Raw genomic sequence first — 20,675 nt, 5'->3', positions numbered from 1 at the left:
CAGAGGAGCTCCCGTTTAATGGGAGTTCTTTTTTATTAAAAAATTCTATTGTGCTTTGGAAGGAAAAGACTAACTTTTATTGAACATTATTTATGGTTAGAAACTTTTGTTGAAGGAAGGCGATGAAATGGCACTTGATCCACAGACAAAATTAGTATTGGACCAATTAGCGGCTGCAGAGGCACCTCCTTTGGAAACGCTTCCGCCAGAAGTGGCGCGCCAAATGTTTGTTATGCCCCAAGGTGAGTTAGAAGAAGTAGGCAAAGTGAGCGACCGCACTATTCCGGGACCAGCAACGGATATTCCCGTTCGTGTTTATTATCCAAAGGCGCAGCAAACCAGCTATCCGGCGCTGGTTTTTTACCACGGCGGAGGCTGGGTGGTAGGGAATATTGAGACACATGATAGTGTATGCAGAACCTTAACAAACCTCGCTGATTGTATAACCATTTCCGTAGATTACCGCTTGGCACCTGAACATAAATTCCCAGCAGCAGTAGAAGACGCGTACGCGGCCGTTAAATATGTATACGACCACGCAGAAGAGTTCCAAATTGACCGGGCCAGAATTGCAATCGGCGGCGATAGCGCCGGCGGAAACCTTGCGGCAGTTGTAGCCAATCTGGCCAAGGAAAAATCGGAACCATCCATCTGTTACCAGCTTTTGATTTATCCCAGTACAAATTTAGGTGGAGAACCTACCGTTTCCATGCAAGAAAATTCCGAAGGATACTTCCTGGAAAAAGGAACAATGGAATGGTTCCGCGACTGTTATCTAAATAGTGAAGCAGATAAACAAAACCCGCTTGCTTCGCCCATGTTATTTGATGATTTCAAAGGACTTCCATCGGCATTAGTGATAACGGCTGAATATGACCCGTTAAGAGATGAAGGGGAAGCATATGCAGAAAAACTGGCAGACTCGGGAGTTGAAGTGGAAACGGTCCGTTATGATGGAACCATCCATGGTTTCGTCAGTATGGCAGCAGTCCTTGACGTCGGAAAAGCAGCTTTAGAAAAAGCGGGAACCGCATTGAGAAAAGAGTTTTTTGAAAAATGAATTATGAAGGAATCCAGTGATTGGATTCCTTCTTTTTTATTACAAATTTTGTGAATTTCTGATAAAGAGTTTTTAAAATAAATTGATACCAATGGTCTAATTTTATTAACATCCAAAAAAATCTATTGGAATAGTGACAGTAGATAATGTAATCTGTAAAAGTAAGTTTTTTTTGTCAAATTTAACAAAAAGAAGATGGAGGAATGAATGGATGGCGGTCTCAGACTCGAGAAAGTCTACAATCGTGGCATTGCTCCTTGCCGGAACATTTATTGCTATTCTAAATCAAACTTTGATGATTACCGCAATACCCCCGGTTATGGAAGAAATGCATGTGACAGCTAACAGTGCCCAATGGCTTACCACCGTATTTATGTTGGTAAATGGGATTATGGTTCCTGTTAGTGCGTTTTTATTAGAAAGGTTTACTACTAGGCAGCTGTTTATATCAGCTATGGCCATTTTCTCTTTGGGAACCTTAGTCGGCGGAATCGCCCCCAATTTTCAGTTCCTTTTGTTAGGAAGGGTAATCCAATCACTGGGTGCGGGCGTCATGCTCCCGCTTATGCAAACTGTCTTCTTAATGATTTTCCCAGTCAATAAACGAGGCTCCGCGATGGGGTTAGTTGGACTTGTAATCTCTTTTGCACCGGCGATTGGTCCTGCTCTATCAGGGTGGGTGACCGCGCACTTTTCATGGAGAGTCTTGTTTTTTATTATACTACCAATTGCTGTCATTGATATCCTAATAGCATTTTTGGCATTAAAAAATGTGACAGAGATTTCAAAGCCAAAAGTAGACGTCCTTTCCATTGTAATGTCATCCTTTGGTTTTGGCGGGTTGCTTTATGGTTTTACAGCTGCTGGTAATTATGGCTGGCTGAGCCCTATTACGTTAGCGTCCTTAGGAATCGGAACTGTAGCACTGATCATGTTTATTATCAGGCAAATCAGGTTGTCACATCCGATGCTCGAATTCCGGGTGTTTACCTATTCCATTTTTCCGTATGCCATTGTAATTGGAATGATTGGCTTTATGGGATTGATTGGTGCCGAAACAATTATTCCTTTGTTTATGCAGAACATGAGGGAGTTTTCGGCCTTCGAGGCAGGTCTTGCCCTTTTGCCTGGCGCGCTGATTAGCGGTTTAATGGCCCCAATTGTTGGAAGATTATTTGATAAAATCGGTGCCAGATGGATGGTGATCGTGGGTTTGGCCATCACGACAGTATCATCATTTGCCTTTACAAATTTAAGTACCACAACAACCATGACTTTTATTACGGTATTATATGGAATTAGGATGTTTGGTTTGTCCATGGTGATGATGCCGGCGGCAACCGCAGCCTTAAACCAGCTGCCGAAGCGGCTTATTGCACATGGTGCGGCTATGGATAATACGATGAAAATGATTGCGGCCTCAGTCGGTACAGCGATCCTTGTTACGGTTATGACAACCACTGCAGAAACAGCTAAGAATCAAATCGATATTACTAACCCGGATATCCATGGGGCAAACGTTGCTTTTATGGTAATATCTTTATTAACTTTAATCGCTTTGCTCCTATCTTTATTTATTAAAGATCACAAACCGGCCGGTGAAGGTTCAGGTAAAAATCAAAGCCTGTCTCTTATTACACATCTAAAAAAAAAACAAAAATATTGTCCTGTTAAAATCGTTTTGATTCTTCTTCCTTACCAACTCCCTTTAATGCTTTTTTGCTTATATGCGGTAAAGTGGTACAATTTTTCTTGATTTCCTGTCAGAAAATTCATTATAATATATTTATATATTATATTGGAATAAGATGGGAGATTATCAGAATGAAAGACTTCATCAGCAAATTATTGAATGGAATGAGTATTGGCATCGTTGTAGCTTTAATTCCTAATGCACTGTTGGGGGAAATTTTAAAACTTATCATACCTATTTTTCCACCATTACAGCATGTTTTTGATATTACCGTGTTTGTGATGAGTCTGCTTCCTGTGTTGATTGGTGTCATGGTAGGAATTAGCTTTAAATTATCACCCATTCAAACGGCCAGTGTCGGGATTGCTGCAATGGTCGGAAGCGGGGCGGTACAAAAAACGGCAGACGGTTTATTTGCCTTAAATGGGATTGGAGTCGTGATTAATACCGGCGTTACAGCTGCTTTAGCAGTTTTATTTGTACAGTTGCTCGGGGGGCGTTTAAAGGCTTATTCTATTCTTCTGATGCCAACATTGAGTATATTAGTGCCCGGAATGATTGGCTATTTGATTCTTCCGTTTGTCAAAAAATCGACAGGTTTATTGGGTGTCGCCATTGCGCATGTTACTACATTGCAACCAGTCTTGATGGGGGCAATTATTGCAGTCGTTTTTTGTGTGATTATTTTATCTCCGATTTCGACGGTTGGGGTAGCAACCGTGATTATGCTTTCGGGTACCGGGTCAGGTGCGGCCAATTTAGGAATTGTTGCAGCCGGAGTGGGATTGGCCTTTGCCAGCTATAAGGCCAATTCTTTGGGAACAGCATTGGCCCACGTGTTGGGTTCGCCAAAGATTCAGATGAGAAACTTTTTTATGAAACCGAAAATCGCCTTTCCAATGTTAATCACAGCCGCCATTCTTGGGGCATTGGCCGGTGTATTAAATATCCAGGGAACCCCATACAGTGCAGGTTTTGGTCTATCCGGGCTAGTAGGGCCTTTAAATTACATGCATTTGGCTCAAGGAGGCTGGACATTCGAAAATATATCCATCATGCTCGGTGTATTCTTTATTCTCCCAATTGCCCTGAACCTGGGATTGATTTACGTTTTCTCTAAAAAGTTAAAAATGATTAAAGCAGAGGATTATAAACTGCAATTCGATTGATCATACTCATTGCCGGTGATTGTAACAATAATACCGGCATTTTTTATCTTAAAAATCAGACTTAATCCCTTTAGCTTGAATTTTGTCAAAAAAAACCGATACAATATAATACATGAGTGCAAAGACAAAAAGAAAGAAGTAGGGAAAAACATGATAGCAAAAACAGAAGAGGATTTTAATGGATTAAAAGAAATCGGCCGAATTTGTGCCTCCATACGGGATGAATTGGTCCGCAGGGCCCAACCGGGTATAACCACAAAAGAATTGGATGAAATTGCCGGTGAAATGTTTGAGAAAGAAGGGGCAACATCCGCTCCAAAAGGGGAATATGATTTTCCCGGCTACACTTGCATCAGTATTAACGAGGAAGTGGCCCACGGGATACCCGGCAACCGAGTGATTCAAGAAGGAGATATCGTGAATATCGATGTTTCCGGCTCGAAAAATGGCTATTTTGCCGACACAGGAATCTCTATCGTTGTAGGAGAAGGAGAAGAAGTCCTGAAAAAACTTTGTGAGGTCGCCAAGCTGGCCTTTGAGGAAGGAATAAAAAAAGCCAAGCCGGGTTCCAGAATAAGCGGTTTGGGCAAAGTGGTATACCGAGTAGCGAAACAGCACGGATTTACCGTCATCATGAATTTGACAGGACATGGCATCGGCCGGACTATTCACGAAGAACCGGAATATGTCTATAACTATTATGAGACAAGTGATGATGGATTGCTGAAAGACGGTATGGTCATTGCCTTTGAACCATTTATATCGACCTTTGAGGAGGAAGTTTTCGAAAAAGGCGATGAGTGGACCTATATTACGGAAAAAAGCTTTGTCGCCCAATATGAGCATACGATGATACTGACCAAAAATGGACCGATAATCACTACCTTATAAAGTCAAAAAACATCTCTGATATTAAGCGGAGATGTTTTTTTGCTTTCGTTCATATCCTTAATCAATATCACAATGCAGGATTACCTATGCTGACTTTTCTGGCGATTCAAGTAATCATACTTTTTTGATTATAATAATGGTAAACTAGTAAATATCTATTTTTGTGAAAAAGTGGGGAATACAATGATAAAAGCTATTTTTTTTGACTTGGATGATACGTTATTATGGGACCAAAAAAGTATAAAGGAAGCATTCATGGCAACATGCCGTCTGGCTGAGGAAAGATATGGGATTAATCCGGATGAGTTCGAAGAAGCTGTTCGAGAGGCGGCCAGGGAGCTGTATTCGTCCTACGAAACATATCCTTTTACGCAAATGATTGGCATCAATCCCTTTGAAGGGCTATGGGGGAATTTTTTAGACGAACAGGATCATTTTAGGAAATTAAAAGAGGTTGTTCCTGGTTATCGAAAAGATGCATGGACAACAGGGCTTAAAAAAATGGGTATCGATGATGCCGACTTTGGTTACGAATTGGCGGAGCGATTCCCAGCGGAACGAAGGAAGTTGCCGTTTGTATATGAAGATACTTTTGAAACACTGGAGTCCTTAAAAGGAAAGTATCAACTATTATTGTTAACCAATGGTTCACCTGATTTGCAAAATACCAAACTGAAGATTACACCAGAGCTGGTACCTTATTTTGACCAAATTGTCATTTCGGGCGATTATGGAAAAGGAAAACCTGACCAGGGGATTTTTGAATATGCCCTGTCAAAATTGTCCCTGTCCAAAGATGAAGCCATCATGGTGGGCGATAACCTGATGACAGACATTCTTGGGGCTAATCGTGCCGGGATAAAATCCGTGTGGATTAACCGCCATCACAAACAGGGAAATGATGTTATTCCAGCATATGAAATTGAATGTTTAGCCGAAATACATACGATTTTGGAAGAACTAAACAGAGAATAAGTGAATTCCTGATATTACCATCTAATGGCGTGTAACCTTGTTTCCCTTTTATGCGACTAACAGGTAAAGGCGTAATTGAAAGGGGATTGGGAGATTTGAGAAATAAGAGATTAACGATTTTATTTGCTGCGTTGGTAATTGGACTTTTAGCAGGCTGTGGAACCGGTAATGTTTCAAATGGAAGTACGGGAGCAAATGAATTGAAAGCTGAAAGCCCAAAAAACAATGATATCGCGGCTAAATTTCATCCCACGATTGAGACGATCGAGCAAGATAACGGGGTCAACTTAAAATACACTGTGAAGAATATTTCAGGGGAAGCCAAGACCTTAACTTTTACCAACGGATTAAAAGCAGATTATATTGTGTATGATGAATCGGGTAAAAAGGTAAAGCAATTCTCTGATGGCCAATTATCGACACAAGCGATGGAGGATGTATCGTTAAATAATAATGAGGAACTGACAAAAGAGTTTACTATATCTGATCTTGCAAATGGCCGCTATAAGGTGGAGGTCTTTTTAAACTCCAAAGAGGAGGAAGCAAAAGCCGTGACCGATCTAATCGTCAAAAATTCTTTTGTACAACAGATTGGCACCCTTAATGGACAGATGGATCCACACACTATTGAGGTGGATATAAATGGGACGCCTGCAGCCTTTCAATTGACAGAGGAGGCTATTCAGCAACTTCCTAACTACCATGATGGAGACCAGGTTTCTTTTTGTTATAAGGAAAATGAATCCGGACAAAAAACCATCATAAAGTTTCTGGCAGACTAGCAGGTTATGAAGCGGATCACAGGATTTAGCGCAGACTGATTATAGGAAATAAAAGTCTTAAAAAAGCTGGGGCCGTGCCTCAGCTTTTTCAATTTTTTAGTTTTTTTCCATATTTATTGCTACAATGCATGGTAGAAAAGAAATGCGGAGGTGTAAACATTGGAATTACGGCAATTACAACTTTTTGCTGAAGTGGCAAAGCATAAAAGTATCACTAAAGCAGCGGAAACTATGCACATTTCTCAGCCGGCTCTGAGTAAGTCGGTAATGGCATTAGAGGAGGAGCTTGGAATGACGCTGATTATCCGGACCAATCGGACAAGCGAAGTGACAGATGCAGGGAAAGTGGTATTGGAGTATGCCCTGAAAATGTCGGGATTAATGGATGAAATGAGATCGACTTTAAATGACATGACCAATCTCGAGAGAGGCCAGATTAATATTGGGTTGCCGCCATTTATCGGAAGTTTATTTTTCCCTAGAGTGATGGCCAAGTTTCATCATACGTTTCCAAATATTAAGTTGAACATTACCGAATACGGCGGTGCCAGAGTGGTGAAGAGCGTCGAAGAAGGGGAATTTGAATTGGGAGTTGCAGTCCTGCCAATTGATGAAAAAGAGTTTAATGTCTATCCCATCGTAGAGGAAGAAATGAAGTTATTGGTCTATAAAGATCATCCATTGGCTAAACAGAAAATGGTGGACATTAAGGTGCTCGAGGATGAAGAATTTATTTTTTACCATGAAGAATTCGCCTTGCACAAAATTATGAGGAACCATTTCATTGCAGCGGGATTTGAGCCAAAAATCCTTTTTGAAAGCTCTCAATGGGATTTAATGACGGAGATGGTAGCCGCCAATCTTGGTATTACGATTTTGCCGCATTCGATTTGTAACCGGGCATTTAATCCAGATATCAGAATCATTAATATTACACCACAGGTCCTTTGGAGACTCGCGGTTCTGACCAAAAAAGACCGATACATCTCCAATGCCGCCCGGACCTTTATCGATTTTATTCTCAAAGATCCATTATAATTAATAGTTATGACAAATATTCTAAATATGTATTTTACGAATGACAAGAAACGTCGTAAGATTACTCTTAGTTAATTTGAGAGGTTTGACGAGTAAGCTTCTCCTTTAATTGAAGGGGGTTTTACGATGAAAAAAGCAGGGGTCATTATCCTTCAGGTTTTATTCCTGCATGTTTTTTTGTTTTTAGGAATGGCAGTAAAGCAAATTATTCCAATTCCAATCCCTGCTTCCATGTTCGGATTGATTCTCCTGTTCCTTGCACTTTGTCTAAAAATTGTCAAACTAGAATGGGTGGAGCAAGGGGCCAATTGGCTATTGGCAGAATTATTGCTATTCTTCGTTCCCTCTGCAGTCGGAATTGTGAATTATAAAGAAATTTTCAGTTTTGTTGGAGCGGAAATTGTCATACTGATTGGCATTAGTACGATTATCGTCATGGGGCTAACCGGAATCATTGCAGAAAAAACAGCCGTTAAGAAAAGGAGTGAGCAGCATTGATGATGGTCCTATTTACTGTAATTACCTATCTATTATATCGATTATCCAAAATCGCATATAAAAAAATGTCTTTCCCACTTTTTCATCCCTTGTTGCTTACGCCGATTCTATTAATTATTTGTATATCGATGGTCCACGTAACTGCTGACGGATATTTACAGGCCACAAAATGGCTGACACATTTGTTGGGGCCGGCGACGGTAGCTTTCGCGGTGCCTATTTATAAAAACCTTCCAACTGTAAAAAAATATCTTGGCACTATTGCCATCAGTATCACTACGGGAACGCTTGTAGCGATCTTCTCGACATTTGGGTTATCGAAATTAATTCATTTGAAGTATGATATGATTTCTTCCATTCTTCCAAGGTCGATTACGACACCTATTGCAATTGAAGTTTCGAAAGAAATTGGCGGGCTGCCGACTTTAACAACCGTTTTTGTTATTATCACCGGCGTCTTTGGCGGTATTGTCGGCCCAATGGTGATTAAGTCTCTATCCATTAAATCACCAATTGCCAGAGGACTTGCGCTTGGCATGGCAGCACATGGTGTCGGCACAACAAAGGCTATGGAGTATGGAAAACAGGAAGCGACCTTTTCTTCGTTGGGTATGATTTTCGCTGCTTGGATTACATTAATCTGGGGTGCGTTGTTAATTCCTTCGTTAATGAGCTTCCAGCACCTTTTATAAAACGATTGTGAAGAATTAGCGATTATGCTGGTTCTTTTTTTATTTTCTGATTCTATTGATAAGGATTAAAATTTTTATTTGGAGATGATATGATTAAAATAAATAATGAATTTGTGCCCAGCCTAGTTAGGGTGTGGGTTTCATAGTGGGAGGGATTTCTATGGGTTTCGACGTTGGATTTATCGGTTTGGGTAATATGGGCCAGCCGATGGTGATGAATTTACTTAAAGCAGGTTACAAGGTAACGGTGTATAATCGAACAGAAAATAAAGCACAGGCGGTTGTAGATGCAGGTGCAAAGAGGGTAAATCGTCCTGCTGATACTGTGTCAGAAGGCGGGATTGTTATTACCATGGTCGCTAATGACCAGGCGCTTGAGGAAGTCGTAATGGGACCAGAAGGTTTTGGAGAGAAACTGGGCAAAGGCGGAATTCATCTTTCTATGAGTACTGTTTCCCCGAAGACCTCCAGGAAGCTTGCATCCTATCATCAGCAACATGGCAGTGAGTATGTCGCTTCCCCTGTTTTTGGCCGTCCTGATGCGGCTGCAGCCCAGAAGCTAAATATCCTTTCATCCGGTTCCATCGAATCAAAGGAGAGAGTGAAACCATTGCAGGAGGCGATGGGGCAGCGGGTGTTTGATATCGGGGAAGAGCCTGGAAATGCTAATATCATAAAGCTTGGCGGGAATTTTATGATTATGGCGGCCATGGAAGCAATGGCTGAATCTTTTAATTTAGCTGAGAAGAATGGAATTGACCGAGAACTAGCGGCTGAGGTATACGCTTCGACTTTGTTTAACTGTACGGTATATCAAGGTTATGGACAACTGATCGCTAAAAAGCGGTTTGAACCTGCTGGCTTTCAACTGGCACTTGGCCTTAAAGATTGTAATCTTGTCTTAAATGAGGCGAACGCCGCCAAAAACCCAATGCCGTTAGCAAATTTAGTGCATGACCGTCTGCTCGCATCCGCGGCGAAGGGCCGGGAAAACCAAGATTGGGCAGCATTAGCTCGAATTTCAATGGAAGAGGCCGGGCTCGAATAGTTACTTATTTTATATTTCTTAGCTGGACCGTCATTGTATAAGAAAACACGAGACACTAGTGGCACTAGTGTCTCGTGCTATTCAATTTTATATAAGTTGGGAGATTGCCTCTCCTCCTCCAACTCTAGAACCAATAGAAGCTCTTTTTGAGGGTTTTGATCAGATAAAAGCTGTTAGATAGGAATCGGATATCTTCTTCATCAATAATTAACCTAAGCATCTATCGGTTTTTTGGATTTATATATATTTATTATTGTGATAGAATTTTTTACGTTCGAAATTTACTTTGGAGGCTCATGATATGTCAAATGTAAACAATACAATATTGACACCGCAGTCTAGCTCGAAAAAGCTTTCAGTTAAAGTCCTTATTTTTATTTTAATTACTATTGCGGGTTTGTCTTATGTAAAATGGTATCCTTATTTCAATAAAACAATCTTAGCAGCAACTACCCATTCAATCGGGACGTCCATTTTGGGGGATAAGGCCGGCTTGCCTGCAGCATCATGGAATAGTGCCTGGTCCTACGCCCTTACCTATTTTAATGCCGTATGGAAAGCCGCAGTTTTAGGCATTATACTTGGATCTTTAGTGCAGGTTTTACTGCCTGCCAACTGGCTATTGAAAGTATTAGGAAAGACTTCCTTTGGTAGCACTGCTGTTGCCGGACTTGCATCACTTCCCGGTATGATGTGCACTTGTTGTGCGGCGCCAATTGCGGCTGGTTTACGGAAGAAAAATGTTTCTGTCGGTGCAAGCCTAGCATTTTGGATTGGAAATCCTACACTTAATCCTGCAACCCTTATTTTTATGGCGTTTGTTTTATCATGGAAGTTTACAATACTTCGACTTGTGTTTGGAATTATTTTAACATTTGGGGTAAGCTATTTGGCCAACCGCTTTGCACCAAGTGTGGATTCAGCAGATATCGATAAAATGATCGAAAAAACAGAGAAGGAAGCTAGCGGATCGTTTGCCCAAAGATGGGCGAAAAGTATTGGCAATATGACTTTATATATTGTCCCAACATACATTCTTTCAGTACTTTTGATGGGGGCCGTGCGTGTTTGGTTATTCCCGAATATAAGTGAAGCTTCTGCTAATAGTTTAATAGCAGTAATCGGTTTTGCTATCGCTGGAATGTTATTCGTAATTCCAACTGCAGCAGAAATACCGATTATTCAAACGTTTATGTCTTTTGGAATGGGTGGAGGACCTGCTGGAGCATTATTGCTGACATTGCCATCCATAAGCCTGCCGTCGCTTTTACTCGTTGCAAAATCTTTTCCTAAAAAGGTATTGCTTTTTGTAGCTGCTTCTGTAGTCATTTTAGGCATTTTGAGCGGAGTGGCAGGTATGTTTCTGCTTTAAATGAAAAATATCATTATTTTATAACATAAAAAAAGAATGCCTTGTCTGAACTACTCAGACGAAGGCATTCTTTTTTTAATGATTTTCAGCAAATTCATATTCTGGCGGCTTTACATGAAAACCTTTAGTCAAAAATAGCAAATAAATGAAGCCAACCCCAAACCAAAATAGGCCAAAAATAATGGCTAAGCGATCCAAACTTAACCCAAAGGTAGATTAAAAAAGCTAGCCCAATAACTGGGAAAACAACATAACTAAAAAAACTGACCGATTTTTTTTGTTTATTTTTAAAAAAATAAATAATAACCGATAAGTTCACAAATGAAAATGCGGTGAATGCTCCGAAGTTAATTAAGGATGTTGCTGTAACAAGATCTAAAAATAGCGCACTTAAAGCAAGCACACCGATAAAAATAATATTAAAAATGGGAGTTTGCCATTTTGAATGAAGGAAGCCGAAAGCTTTCTTCGGGAGCACGCCATCTCTACCCATGGCAAATAGTAATCGAGATGCGCTCGTTTGGGCAGCAAGGCCGGATGCTAAAACGGATATTAGGGCTCCGCTGGTAAATACAGATTGAAACAATATTCCACCAATATGGTGGGCAATTTCAGGTGAAGCACCCTCTATATTCGTTAAAACCGAGACATTTGGATACAATACTTGCATAAAATAGGTGACTAAAATAAAAAATACCCCACCAATCATAGCAATAAGGAAAATACCTTTTGGAATATTTTTCTCAGGTTCTACCGTTTCCTCAGATAAAGTGGTAACCGCATCGAACCCTAAAAAGGCAAGGGCCAGGATGGAAGCGCCTGAAAATAATAGATTCATGTTCATGTCTTTCGAATAAAACGGTAACCAGGATAAACCCGTTCCGGTGTCACCGGTATTAATCGAGTGAATGGTTAAAATAACAAAAATTATCGCAACTAACAATTGAAAAAGGACAAATAATGTATTAGCGGAGACTGCGACTTTAATTCCGGCAATATTTAAAATGGTAATAAGAACAACCAAGCCAATAATCCAAATCCATGTGGGAACACTTGGAAAGCTTGCGGATAAATAAATGCCCGCTAATAGAGCATTTATCATTGGCAAGAAAATATAATCGAGTAATGCCGACCATCCAACCAAAAAGCCCAGTTCTCCACCCATGGTTCTTTTTGTATAGGTATAGGCTGAGCCTGCATCCGGATAAATATTTGCCATCTTCCCGTAGCTTAACGCCGTGAAGAGTATCGCTATTGTAATCAGTATGTAAGATGCGGGAACATGCCCGTTAGTTACATCGGATACTACACCGAAGGTATCAAAAACCGCAAACGGTGACATATAGGCTAAACCTAAAAAAACGATTGAGGATACCCCTAACGATCTTTTTAATCTACCTTGTGATGCATTCAACTATAATTCCCCCTTAACCAGCATAAAAATCATTTTATATGAATTTTTATTCAATGAAAATAATTTTTTGTCAAAAAATATTATTTTAACAAATTAATATTTATTCCAAGGTGATTTTATCTAAAGATACTCCTCTAATTTTTAATTGGAAAAATTTATACATTGTATCTGGTTATATCGGATGGTACTATTTAAAAGTTGCTTTTAAAAAAGATCAAAAACAAGAAATTGGTAAAGATTGATGGTGGATGGGAAATAAGCATCGCAGTACAATATTCATTGTCGCTTCTCTAAAATTGCTCTTTGAAAACTAAACAAACAATACGTCAACAATAAACATTCGTTTCTAACGAAACGATGCCAACGTTTCAACTTTTATGAGCTATATCAACTTTCTTGGAGAGTTTGATCCTGGCTCAGGACGAACGCTGGCGGCGTGCCTAATACATGCAAGTCGAGCGAATCTTAAGGTGCTTGCACCTTTTGATTAGCGGCGGACGGGTGAGTAACACGTGGGCAACCTGCCTGTAAGACTGGGATAACATCGGGAAACCGATGCTAATACCGGATAATTTCTTTCCTCACATGAGGAAAGGCTGAAAGTCGGTTTTTAGCTGACACTTACAGATGGGCCCGCGGCGCATTAGCTAGTTGGTGAGGTAACGGCTCACCAAGGCGACGATGCGTAGCCGACCTGAGAGGGTGATCGGCCACACTGGGACTGAGACACGGCCCAGACTCCTACGGGAGGCAGCAGTAGGGAATCTTCCACAATGGACGAAAGTCTGATGGAGCAACGCCGCGTGAGCGATGAAGGCCTTCGGGTCGTAAAGCTCTGTTGTTAGGGAAGAACAAGTATCGGAGTAACTGCCGGTACCTTGACGGTACCTAACCAGAAAGCCACGGCTAACTACGTGCCAGCAGCCGCGGTAATACGTAGGTGGCAAGCGTTGTCCGGAATTATTGGGCGTAAAGCGCGCGCAGGCGGTCCTTTAAGTCTGATGTGAAAGCCCACGGCTCAACCGTGGAGGGTCATTGGAAACTGGGGGACTTGAGTGCAGAAGAGGAAAGCGGAATTCCACGTGTAGCGGTGAAATGCGTAGAGATGTGGAGGAACACCAGTGGCGAAGGCGGCTTTCTGGTCTGTAACTGACGCTGAGGCGCGAAAGCGTGGGGAGCAAACAGGATTAGATACCCTGGTAGTCCACGCCGTAAACGATGAGTGCTAAGTGTTAGAGGGTTTCCGCCCTTTAGTGCTGCAGCTAACGCATTAAGCACTCCGCCTGGGGAGTACGGCCGCAAGGCTGAAACTCAAAGGAATTGACGGGGGCCCGCACAAGCGGTGGAGCATGTGGTTTAATTCGAAGCAACGCGAAGAACCTTACCAGGTCTTGACATCCTCTGATACTCCTAGAGATAGGATTTTCCCCTTCGGGGGACAGAGTGACAGGTGGTGCATGGTTGTCGTCAGCTCGTGTCGTGAGATGTTGGGTTAAGTCCCGCAACGAGCGCAACCCTTGAGATTAGTTGCCAGCATTCAGTTGGGCACTCTAATCTGACTGCCGGTGACAAACCGGAGGAAGGTGGGGATGACGTCAAATCATCATGCCCCTTATAACCTGGGCTACACACGTGCTACAATGGATGGTACAAAGGGCAGCGAAGCCGCGAGGTGAAGCCAATCCCATAAAACCATTCTCAGTTCGGATTGCAGGCTGCAACTCGCCTGCATGAAGCCGGAATCGCTAGTAATCGCGGATCAGCATGCCGCGGTGAATACGTTCCCGGGCCTTGTACACACCGCCCGTCACACCACGAGAGTTTGTAACACCCGAAGTCGGTGGGGTAACCTTTTCGGAGCCAGCCGCCTAAGGTGGGACAGATGATTGGGGTGAAGTCGTAACAAGGTAGCCGTATCGGAAGGTGCGGCTGGATCACCTCCTTTCTAAGGAATATGCAGTCCTTACGGACTGATAAGACGTTGACCTCTGTTTTGTTTGTTTAGTTTTGAGGGAGCAATCTTTTTTTGTGAGGATTATACCGTAAGGTATAATTCGAAACAATTCTCTCAAGAATTCGTTCTTTGAAAACTGGATAATCGTAATATAGAAGAAACCAAGTAAAACCGAGTAATCGCCATTTTAGGTTTTAAACCATTTAGGTTAAGTTAGAAAGGGCGCACGGTGAATGCCTTGGCACTAGGAGCCGATGAAGGACGGTACTAACACCGATATGCTTCGGGGAGCTGTAAGTAAGCTTTGATCCGGAGATTTCCGAATGGGGAAACCCGTTGCCCGTAATGGGGCAGCATCTTTACCTGAATACATAGGGTATTGAAGGCATACCCGGGGAACTGAAACATCTAAGTACCCGGAGGAAGAGAAAGCAAACGCGATTCCCTGAGTAGCGGCGAGCGAAACGGGAACAGCCCAAACCGAAAGGCTTGCCTTTCGGGGTTGTAGGACACTCAACATGGAGTTACAAAGGAACGGGGTAGATGAAGCGGTCTGGAAAGGCCAGCCATAGAAGGTAACAGCCCTGTAGTTGAAACTTCGTTCCCTCCTGAGTGGATCCTGAGTACGGCCGGACACGTGAAATCCGGTCGGAAGCAGGGAGGACCATCTCCCAAGGCTAAATACTCCCTAGTGACCGATAGTGAACCAGTACCGTGAGGGAAAGGTGAAAAGCACCCCGGAAGGGGAGTGAAAGAGATCCTGAAACCGTGTGCCTACAAGTAGTCAGAGCCCGTTTATGGGTGATGGCGTGCCTTTTGTAGAATGAACCGGCGAGTTACGATTGCATGCGAGGTTAAGTTGATGAGACGGAGCCGCAGCGAAAGCGAGTCTTAAGTAGGGCGAAATAGTATGCAGTCGTAGACCCGAAACCAGGTGATCTACCCATGTCCAGGGTGAAGTCCAGGTAACACTGGATGGAGGCCCGAACCGACGCACGTTGAAAAGTGCGCGGATGAGGTGTGGGTAGCGGAGAAATTCCAATCGAACTTGGAGATAGCTGGTTCTCTCCGAAATAGCTTTAGGGCTAGCCTCACGATAGTCAAGAGTCTTGGAGGTAGAGCACTGTTTGGACTAGGGGCCCCCATCGGGTTACCGAATTCAGACAAACTCCGAATGCCAAAGACTTATCCGTGGGAGTCAGACTGCGAGTGATAAGATCCGTAGTCAAAAGGGAAACAGCCCAGACCACCAGCTAAGGTCCCAAAGTATACGTTAAGTGGAAAAGGATGTGGAGTTGCTTAGACAACCAGGATGTTGGCTTAGAAGCAGCCACCATTTAAAGAGTGCGTAATAGCTCACTGGTCGAGTGACTCTGCGCCGAAAATGTACCGGGGCTAAACGTATCACCGAAGCTGTGGATTGACATCTTCGATGTCAGTGGTAGGAGAGCGTTCTAAGGGCGTTGAAGCTAGACCGTAAGGACTGGTGGAGCGCTTAGAAGTGAGAATGCCGGTATGAGTAGCGAAAGATGAGTGAGAATCTCATCCACCGTATGCCTAAGGTTTCCTGAGGAAGGCTCGTCCGCTCAGGGTTAGTCGGGACCTAAGCCGAGGCCGAAAGGCGTAGGCGATGGACAACAGGTTGATATTCCTGTACCACCTCTTTATCGTTTGAGTGATGGGGGGACGCAGGAGGATAGGGTAAGCGCACTGCTGGTTATGTGCGTCTAAGCAGTTAGGCTGGTGAATAGGAAAATCCGTTCACCGTAAGGCTCAAGCTGTGACAGCGAGGGAAATAGAGTACCGAAGTTCCTGATTCCACACTGCCAAGAAAAGCCTCTAGCGAGATAAAAGGTGCCCGTACCGCAAACCGACACAGGTAGCGGCGAGGAGAGAATCCTAAGGTGAGCGAGAGAACTCTCGTTAAGGAACTCGGCAAAATGACCCCGTAACTTCGGGAGAAGGGGTGCTTACTGGGGTGAATAGCCTCGGTAAGCCGCAGTGAATAGGCCCAGGCGACTGTTTAGCAAAAACACAGGTCTCTGCGAAGCCGCAAGGCGAAGTATAGGGGCTGACGCCTGCCCGGTGCTGGAAGGTTAAGAGGAGGGGTTAGCTGCAAAGCGAAGCTCTGAATCGAAGCCCCAGTAAACGGCGGCCGTAACTATAACGGTCCTAAGGTAGCGAAATTCCTTGTCGGGTAAGTTCCGACCCGCACGAAAGGCGTAACGATCTGGGCACTGTCTCAACGAGAGACTCGGTGAAATTATAGTACCTGTGAAGATGCAGGTTACCCGCGACAGGACGGAAAGACCCCATGGAGCTTTACTGTAGCCTGATATTGAATTTTGGTACAGCTTGTACAGGATAGGTAGGAGCCTGAGAGACATGAGCGCCAGCTTGTGTGGAGGCGTCGGTGGGATACTACCCTGGCTGTATTGAAATTCTAACCCGCATCCCTTATCGGGATGGGAGACAGTGTCAGGTGGGCAGTTTGACTGGGGCGGTCGCCTCCTAAAGAGTAACGGAGGCGCCCAAAGGTTCCCTCAGAATGGTTGGAAATCATTCGCAGAGTGTAAAGGCACAAGGGAGCTTGACTGCGAGACCTACAAGTCGAGCAGGGACGAAAGTCGGGCTTAGTGATCCGGTGGTTCCGCATGGAAGGGCCATCGCTCAACGGATAAAAGCTACCCTGGGGATAACAGGCTTATCTCCCCCAAGAGTCCACATCGACGGGGAGGTTTGGCACCTCGATGTCGGCTCATCGCATCCTGGGGCTGTAGTCGGTCCCAAGGGTTGGGCTGTTCGCCCATTAAAGCGGTACGCGAGCTGGGTTCAGAACGTCGTGAGACAGTTCGGTCCCTATCCGTCGTGGGCGCAGGAAATTTGAGAGGAGCTGTCCTTAGTACGAGAGGACCGGGATGGACGCACCGCTGGTGTACCAGTTGTCTTGCCAAAGGCATCGCTGGGTAGCTATGTGCGGACGGGATAAGTGCTGAAAGCATCTAAGCATGAAGCCCCCCTCAAGATGAGATTTCCCATAGCGTCAAGCTAGTAAGATCCCTGAAAGATGATCAGGTTGATAGGTCAGGGGTGGAAGCACGGTGACGTGTGGAGCTGACTGATACTAATCGATCGAGGACTTAACCAAGTCATATTTAAAAATGCGAACTCGTTTTACGAAGGTTTCTTTGATTATCCAGTTTTGAGGGAATGATGAAATATTAAAATTTCCTCTTGCAAAATATAAAAAAGACATTATAATAAAATAGTGTCGAATAGATGGTCTGGCAGCAATGGCGAGAAGGTCACACCCGTTCCCATACCGAACACGGAAGTTAAGCTTCTCAGCGCCGATGGTAGTTGGGGCGAAAGCCCCTGTGAGAGTAGGACGCTGTCAGGCAGTAAAAAGACAACCAATAAAGGTTGTCTTTTTTTTTATGAATAAAAGTAAGCTAAATTTATTCTTTATTAGTTCTATTTTCATTTTTGTTTTCTGTTAAATTATTAATAGCGTTTGTGGTAGTATCTACAGCACTCATGGCAACATTCTCCGTTGTTTCTAATGCACTATGAACTGCATGAAAGGCAGACCCTGCCGTTTCTTTAATACCTTCAGAAATACTGTTATTTTGGCCACTATTTTTCTTTCGCTCATTAGACATTGTAAATTCACCTCCTAAACAGCAATAGGTTATGTAACATTTGAGTTATTATTCAGATATCATTCAGATATCATTTATGTTAAAATCCGGGGTAATGGATTATAGTCAATAAATTAGACAAATAATAACAAACAGAATATCACCTAGTTGGGAGATGGTTCGATGAAAGTGTTTGTTGTGGGTGCGAACGGGCAAATTGGGCATTATCTTATTGATTTGTTAATAAAAGGAAATAAACATACCGCAAGAGCGATGGTGAGAAAGCAAGAGCAAGCTGACTACTTTCAAAATTTAGGGGTTGAGACAGCAATCATTAATTTAGAAAGCAGCGTGGAGCAGATTGCGAATGGGGCTAAAGGATGTGATGCAGTAGTATTTACTGCAGGTTCCGGTGGCCATACAGGGGCAGATAAGACACTTCTAGTGGATCTTGATGGGGCGGTAAAAACAATTGAAGCTGCTGAAAAAGCCCATATTAAAAGATTTATTATGGTAAGTGCACTTCAAGCTCACCGACGGGAAAATTGGCATCAGGCTATAAAGCCATATTACGTGGCAAAGTATTATGCGGATAAAATGCTGGAACAGAGTAATTTAACCTATACAATCATTCGGCCAGGGGGACTCTTAAATGAGGCAGGGTCAGGTAGGATTACGATAGCAAAGAATATTAAAAGTGGGTCAATTTCCCGTGCGGATGTGGCAAGTACCATTTTATCTGCTCTGGATGAAGGAAACACCTTTTATCGAGCATTTGATCTAGTTTCAGGGGAAATTCCAATTGCGGAGGCATTAAAGATGTTTTAAGCCTATGTAAACGTGAGTAATCTAATCTTCTAAAGCTGAATATACCTTTTGTGAATTATCTTGCATGAAATGAGGGTCCGATAAATGAAAGAAATTTTGCAGCAGGTAAAAGAAGATTTAGAAAAGGCATGTGAAAATTTAAAAGCAGCTAATATGGATCATGCAACGATGTTACAGGAGGCATTGGAACATTATAGTTAAGGTACCAAGATTGAGAATTGTATACGGGCTGTAACACATGCAAGGAATTCGATAGGGACATTAGAGAATACTGGAGATATTTCTTCTGCAGCGTCTTTTGGTCAAGCAGATAATGCATTAGACCAAGCCATTGAATCCATACTACCAATGCTTCGGATAATGATGACCTCTATTAACCTCTAGAATTCTAGAGGTTTTTTTATTCATTCGTACAGTGGCCAAAAATAACTATTAAATTATACATAATCCTTATTCATTTGTGTAACTATGAATGGAGACCTGGTAAAATATATGTGACAACTGGGCAGCGCATATCAACTACATAAATAGAGGTGATACAGTTGCAAAAAAAAATACTTGGTAAAAATGGTTTAGAGGTTTCAGCTTTGGGTTTAGGTTGTATGGGAATGTCCGATTTTTATAGCGGCAGGGATGATAAAGAATCGGAAAAGACCATACACCGGGCTATAGAACTAGGAATTAACTTCTTAGATACGGCAGATATGTACGGAGTAGGTAAGAATGAAGTTTTGGTTGGAAAGGCAATCAAAGACCGCCGTGACAAGGTAGTTCTTGCCACGAAGTTTGGTAATGTCCGAAGTGAAACAGGGGAGTTTCTAGGGATAAATGGACGCCCTGAATATGTAAAGCAGGCTTGTGATGCAAGTCTTCGCCGATTGGGAGTCGATTACATCGACCTTTATTATCAACACCGCGTAGACCCCAAAACACCTATTGAAGAAACGGTTGGTGCTATGTCCGATCTAGTGAAGGAAGGAAAAGTGCGTTACATTGGCTTGTCTGAAGCAGGTTCAGAGACCATTCGCCGTGCCAATAGCGTGCATCCAATTACGGCCGTACAAACTGAATACTCGTTATGGAGCAGGGATGTAGAGGATGGAATTCTTCCGGTTTGCAGAGAATTAGGGATCGGTTTTGTTTGTTACAGTCCGCTTGGCAGGGGATTTTTAACTGGTCAGATTCAAAGGTTTGAGGATTTGGCTGAAGATGATTATCGCCGCTTCTCTCCGCGTTTTCAAGGGCAAAACTTTCAAAAGAATTTGGATTTGGTTCGTAAAATTAATGAAATTGCTGCAGAAAAAGCTTGCCAGCCATCGCAATTGGCTTTAGCTTGGTTATTGGTTCAGGGTGAGGATATTGTCCCCATACCTGGAACGAAAAGAATTGCTTACCTTGAAGAAAATATAGGGGCAATGTCGATATCACTTTCTCAATCGGATATAGAAAGGATAAATCAGGTTGCTCCTCCAGGGGCAGCCGCAGGGGAACGGTATCCTGAAGCAGGTATGAAAGGCGTCAATCTATAAATACAATTTTGGGAAGCCTCATTATAGAGGTTTTCTTTATTGTATTGCCTGTTAGAAAATTCTAATTAGTAATTGACAAGTACCTATTTTT

14 protein-coding genes, 3 rRNA genes and 1 pseudogene are annotated in these 20,675 nt (G+C 42.8%); 16 read left to right on the top strand and 2 right to left on the bottom strand.

Features of this window, described 5'->3' with window-relative positions; all coding sequences use genetic code 11:
- The first annotated feature begins 127 nt into the window (after nt 1-127).
- The 11 genes from ACY8D0_RS17305 to ACY8D0_RS17255 all read left to right on the top strand — a co-directional run bounded on the left by ACY8D0_RS17305 (nt 128) and on the right by ACY8D0_RS17255 (nt 11,218).
- On the top strand, nt 128-1,060 hold the full coding sequence (locus ACY8D0_RS17305; protein WP_462411763.1) for an alpha/beta hydrolase: 933 nt from the start codon (nt 128-130) through the stop codon (nt 1,058-1,060).
- 211 nt (nt 1,061-1,271) lie between these two features.
- Nucleotides 1,272-2,816, top strand: a complete 1,545-nt coding sequence (locus ACY8D0_RS17300; protein ID WP_462411762.1) for a DHA2 family efflux MFS transporter permease subunit — start codon at nt 1,272-1,274, stop codon at nt 2,814-2,816.
- Nucleotides 2,817-2,884: 68 nt separating this feature from the next.
- Entirely contained in the window at nt 2,885-3,922 is a 1,038-nt protein-coding gene (locus ACY8D0_RS17295) for a PTS sugar transporter subunit IIC (RefSeq protein WP_462411761.1), read from the top strand.
- A gap of 150 nt (nt 3,923-4,072) precedes the next feature.
- Nucleotides 4,073-4,813, top strand: a complete 741-nt coding sequence (gene map, locus ACY8D0_RS17290; protein ID WP_462411760.1) for a type I methionyl aminopeptidase — start codon at nt 4,073-4,075, stop codon at nt 4,811-4,813.
- 183 nt (nt 4,814-4,996) lie between these two features.
- The gene (locus ACY8D0_RS17285) at nt 4,997-5,788 is read left to right on the top strand and encodes an HAD family hydrolase (RefSeq protein ID WP_462411759.1); all 792 of its coding nucleotides are present in this window, start codon (nt 4,997-4,999) and stop codon (nt 5,786-5,788) included.
- Between the two features lie 95 nt (nt 5,789-5,883).
- Nucleotides 5,884-6,570, top strand: coding sequence for a BsuPI-related putative proteinase inhibitor (locus tag ACY8D0_RS17280; RefSeq protein WP_462411758.1), 687 nt, complete (start codon nt 5,884-5,886; stop codon nt 6,568-6,570).
- Between the two features lie 159 nt (nt 6,571-6,729).
- Nucleotides 6,730-7,608: a LysR family transcriptional regulator gene (locus ACY8D0_RS17275; protein WP_462411757.1), complete on the top strand. Its 879-nt coding sequence runs from the start codon at nt 6,730-6,732 to the stop codon at nt 7,606-7,608.
- A gap of 126 nt (nt 7,609-7,734) precedes the next feature.
- Nucleotides 7,735-8,106: a CidA/LrgA family protein gene (locus ACY8D0_RS17270; RefSeq protein WP_462411756.1), complete on the top strand. Its 372-nt coding sequence runs from the start codon at nt 7,735-7,737 to the stop codon at nt 8,104-8,106.
- Nucleotides 8,106-8,798: an LrgB family protein gene (locus ACY8D0_RS17265; protein WP_462412489.1), complete on the top strand. Its 693-nt coding sequence runs from the start codon at nt 8,106-8,108 to the stop codon at nt 8,796-8,798. Before ACY8D0_RS17270 ends, ACY8D0_RS17265 begins: the two co-directional genes overlap by 1 nt.
- 160 nt (nt 8,799-8,958) lie before the next feature.
- A complete protein-coding gene (locus ACY8D0_RS17260) occupies nt 8,959-9,846 on the top strand; it encodes an NAD(P)-dependent oxidoreductase (RefSeq protein ID WP_462411755.1) in 888 nt (295 codons plus the stop codon).
- Between the two features lie 301 nt (nt 9,847-10,147).
- Entirely contained in the window at nt 10,148-11,218 is a 1,071-nt protein-coding gene (locus tag ACY8D0_RS17255; RefSeq protein WP_462411754.1) for a permease, read from the top strand.
- Between the two features lie 75 nt (nt 11,219-11,293).
- Here the strand turns inward: ACY8D0_RS17255 and ACY8D0_RS17250 are convergent.
- Nucleotides 11,294-12,632, bottom strand: a pseudogene (locus ACY8D0_RS17250) (APC family permease).
- A 393-nt stretch (nt 12,633-13,025) separates the two neighbouring features.
- Here ACY8D0_RS17250 and ACY8D0_RS17245 point away from each other — a divergent pair.
- The 3 genes from ACY8D0_RS17245 (at nt 13,026) to rrf (ending at nt 17,986) form a co-directional block, all read left to right on the top strand.
- A 16S ribosomal RNA gene (locus ACY8D0_RS17245) occupies nt 13,026-14,577 on the top strand.
- Between the two features lie 215 nt (nt 14,578-14,792).
- A 23S ribosomal RNA gene (locus ACY8D0_RS17240) occupies nt 14,793-17,734 on the top strand.
- Nucleotides 17,735-17,869: 135 nt separating this feature from the next.
- A 5S ribosomal RNA gene (gene rrf, locus ACY8D0_RS17235) occupies nt 17,870-17,986 on the top strand.
- The 16S, 23S and 5S rRNA genes sit together here, the layout of an rRNA operon.
- Before the next feature lie 58 nt (nt 17,987-18,044).
- On the opposite strand, the gene ACY8D0_RS17230 is transcribed toward rrf, so the two are convergent.
- Nucleotides 18,045-18,248, bottom strand: coding sequence for a hypothetical protein (locus ACY8D0_RS17230; RefSeq protein ID WP_462411753.1), 204 nt, complete (start codon nt 18,246-18,248; stop codon nt 18,045-18,047).
- A gap of 162 nt (nt 18,249-18,410) precedes the next feature.
- Between ACY8D0_RS17230 and ACY8D0_RS17225 the strand changes: the two genes are divergently transcribed.
- Together ACY8D0_RS17225 and ACY8D0_RS17220 are read left to right on the top strand one after the other, a co-directional pair.
- Nucleotides 18,411-19,055 carry an SDR family oxidoreductase gene (locus ACY8D0_RS17225; RefSeq protein ID WP_462411752.1) on the top strand — a complete coding sequence of 215 codons (645 nt, stop codon included), beginning with the start codon at nt 18,411-18,413 and terminating at the stop codon, nt 19,053-19,055.
- Between the two features lie 542 nt (nt 19,056-19,597).
- The gene (locus tag ACY8D0_RS17220; RefSeq protein ID WP_462411751.1) at nt 19,598-20,584 is read left to right on the top strand and encodes an aldo/keto reductase; all 987 of its coding nucleotides are present in this window, start codon (nt 19,598-19,600) and stop codon (nt 20,582-20,584) included.
- The last annotated feature ends 91 nt before the right edge of the window (nt 20,585-20,675 follow it).

Source organism: Neobacillus camarae (assembly GCF_054950115.1).
The sequence above is the reverse complement of the archived record's forward strand: the minus strand, read 5'-3'. Positions and strand labels throughout refer to the sequence as shown.

Coding starts and splice junctions, on each gene's coding strand:
- ACY8D0_RS17225 (WP_462411752.1), top strand. CDS start 18,411: ATGAAAGTGTTTGTTGTGGGTGCGAACGGGCAAATTGGGCATTATCTT.
- map (WP_462411760.1), top strand. CDS start 4,073: ATGATAGCAAAAACAGAAGAGGATTTTAATGGATTAAAAGAAATCGGC.
- ACY8D0_RS17285 (WP_462411759.1), top strand. CDS start 4,997: ATGATAAAAGCTATTTTTTTTGACTTGGATGATACGTTATTATGGGAC.
- ACY8D0_RS17300 (WP_462411762.1), top strand. CDS start 1,272: ATGGCGGTCTCAGACTCGAGAAAGTCTACAATCGTGGCATTGCTCCTT.
- ACY8D0_RS17270 (WP_462411756.1), top strand. CDS start 7,735: ATGAAAAAAGCAGGGGTCATTATCCTTCAGGTTTTATTCCTGCATGTT.
- ACY8D0_RS17260 (WP_462411755.1), top strand. CDS start 8,959: ATGGGTTTCGACGTTGGATTTATCGGTTTGGGTAATATGGGCCAGCCG.
- ACY8D0_RS17230 (WP_462411753.1), bottom strand. CDS start 18,248: ATGTCTAATGAGCGAAAGAAAAATAGTGGCCAAAATAACAGTATTTCT.
- ACY8D0_RS17255 (WP_462411754.1), top strand. CDS start 10,148: ATGTCAAATGTAAACAATACAATATTGACACCGCAGTCTAGCTCGAAA.
- ACY8D0_RS17305 (WP_462411763.1), top strand. CDS start 128: ATGGCACTTGATCCACAGACAAAATTAGTATTGGACCAATTAGCGGCT.
- ACY8D0_RS17295 (WP_462411761.1), top strand. CDS start 2,885: ATGAAAGACTTCATCAGCAAATTATTGAATGGAATGAGTATTGGCATC.
- ACY8D0_RS17265 (WP_462412489.1), top strand. CDS start 8,106: ATGATGGTCCTATTTACTGTAATTACCTATCTATTATATCGATTATCC.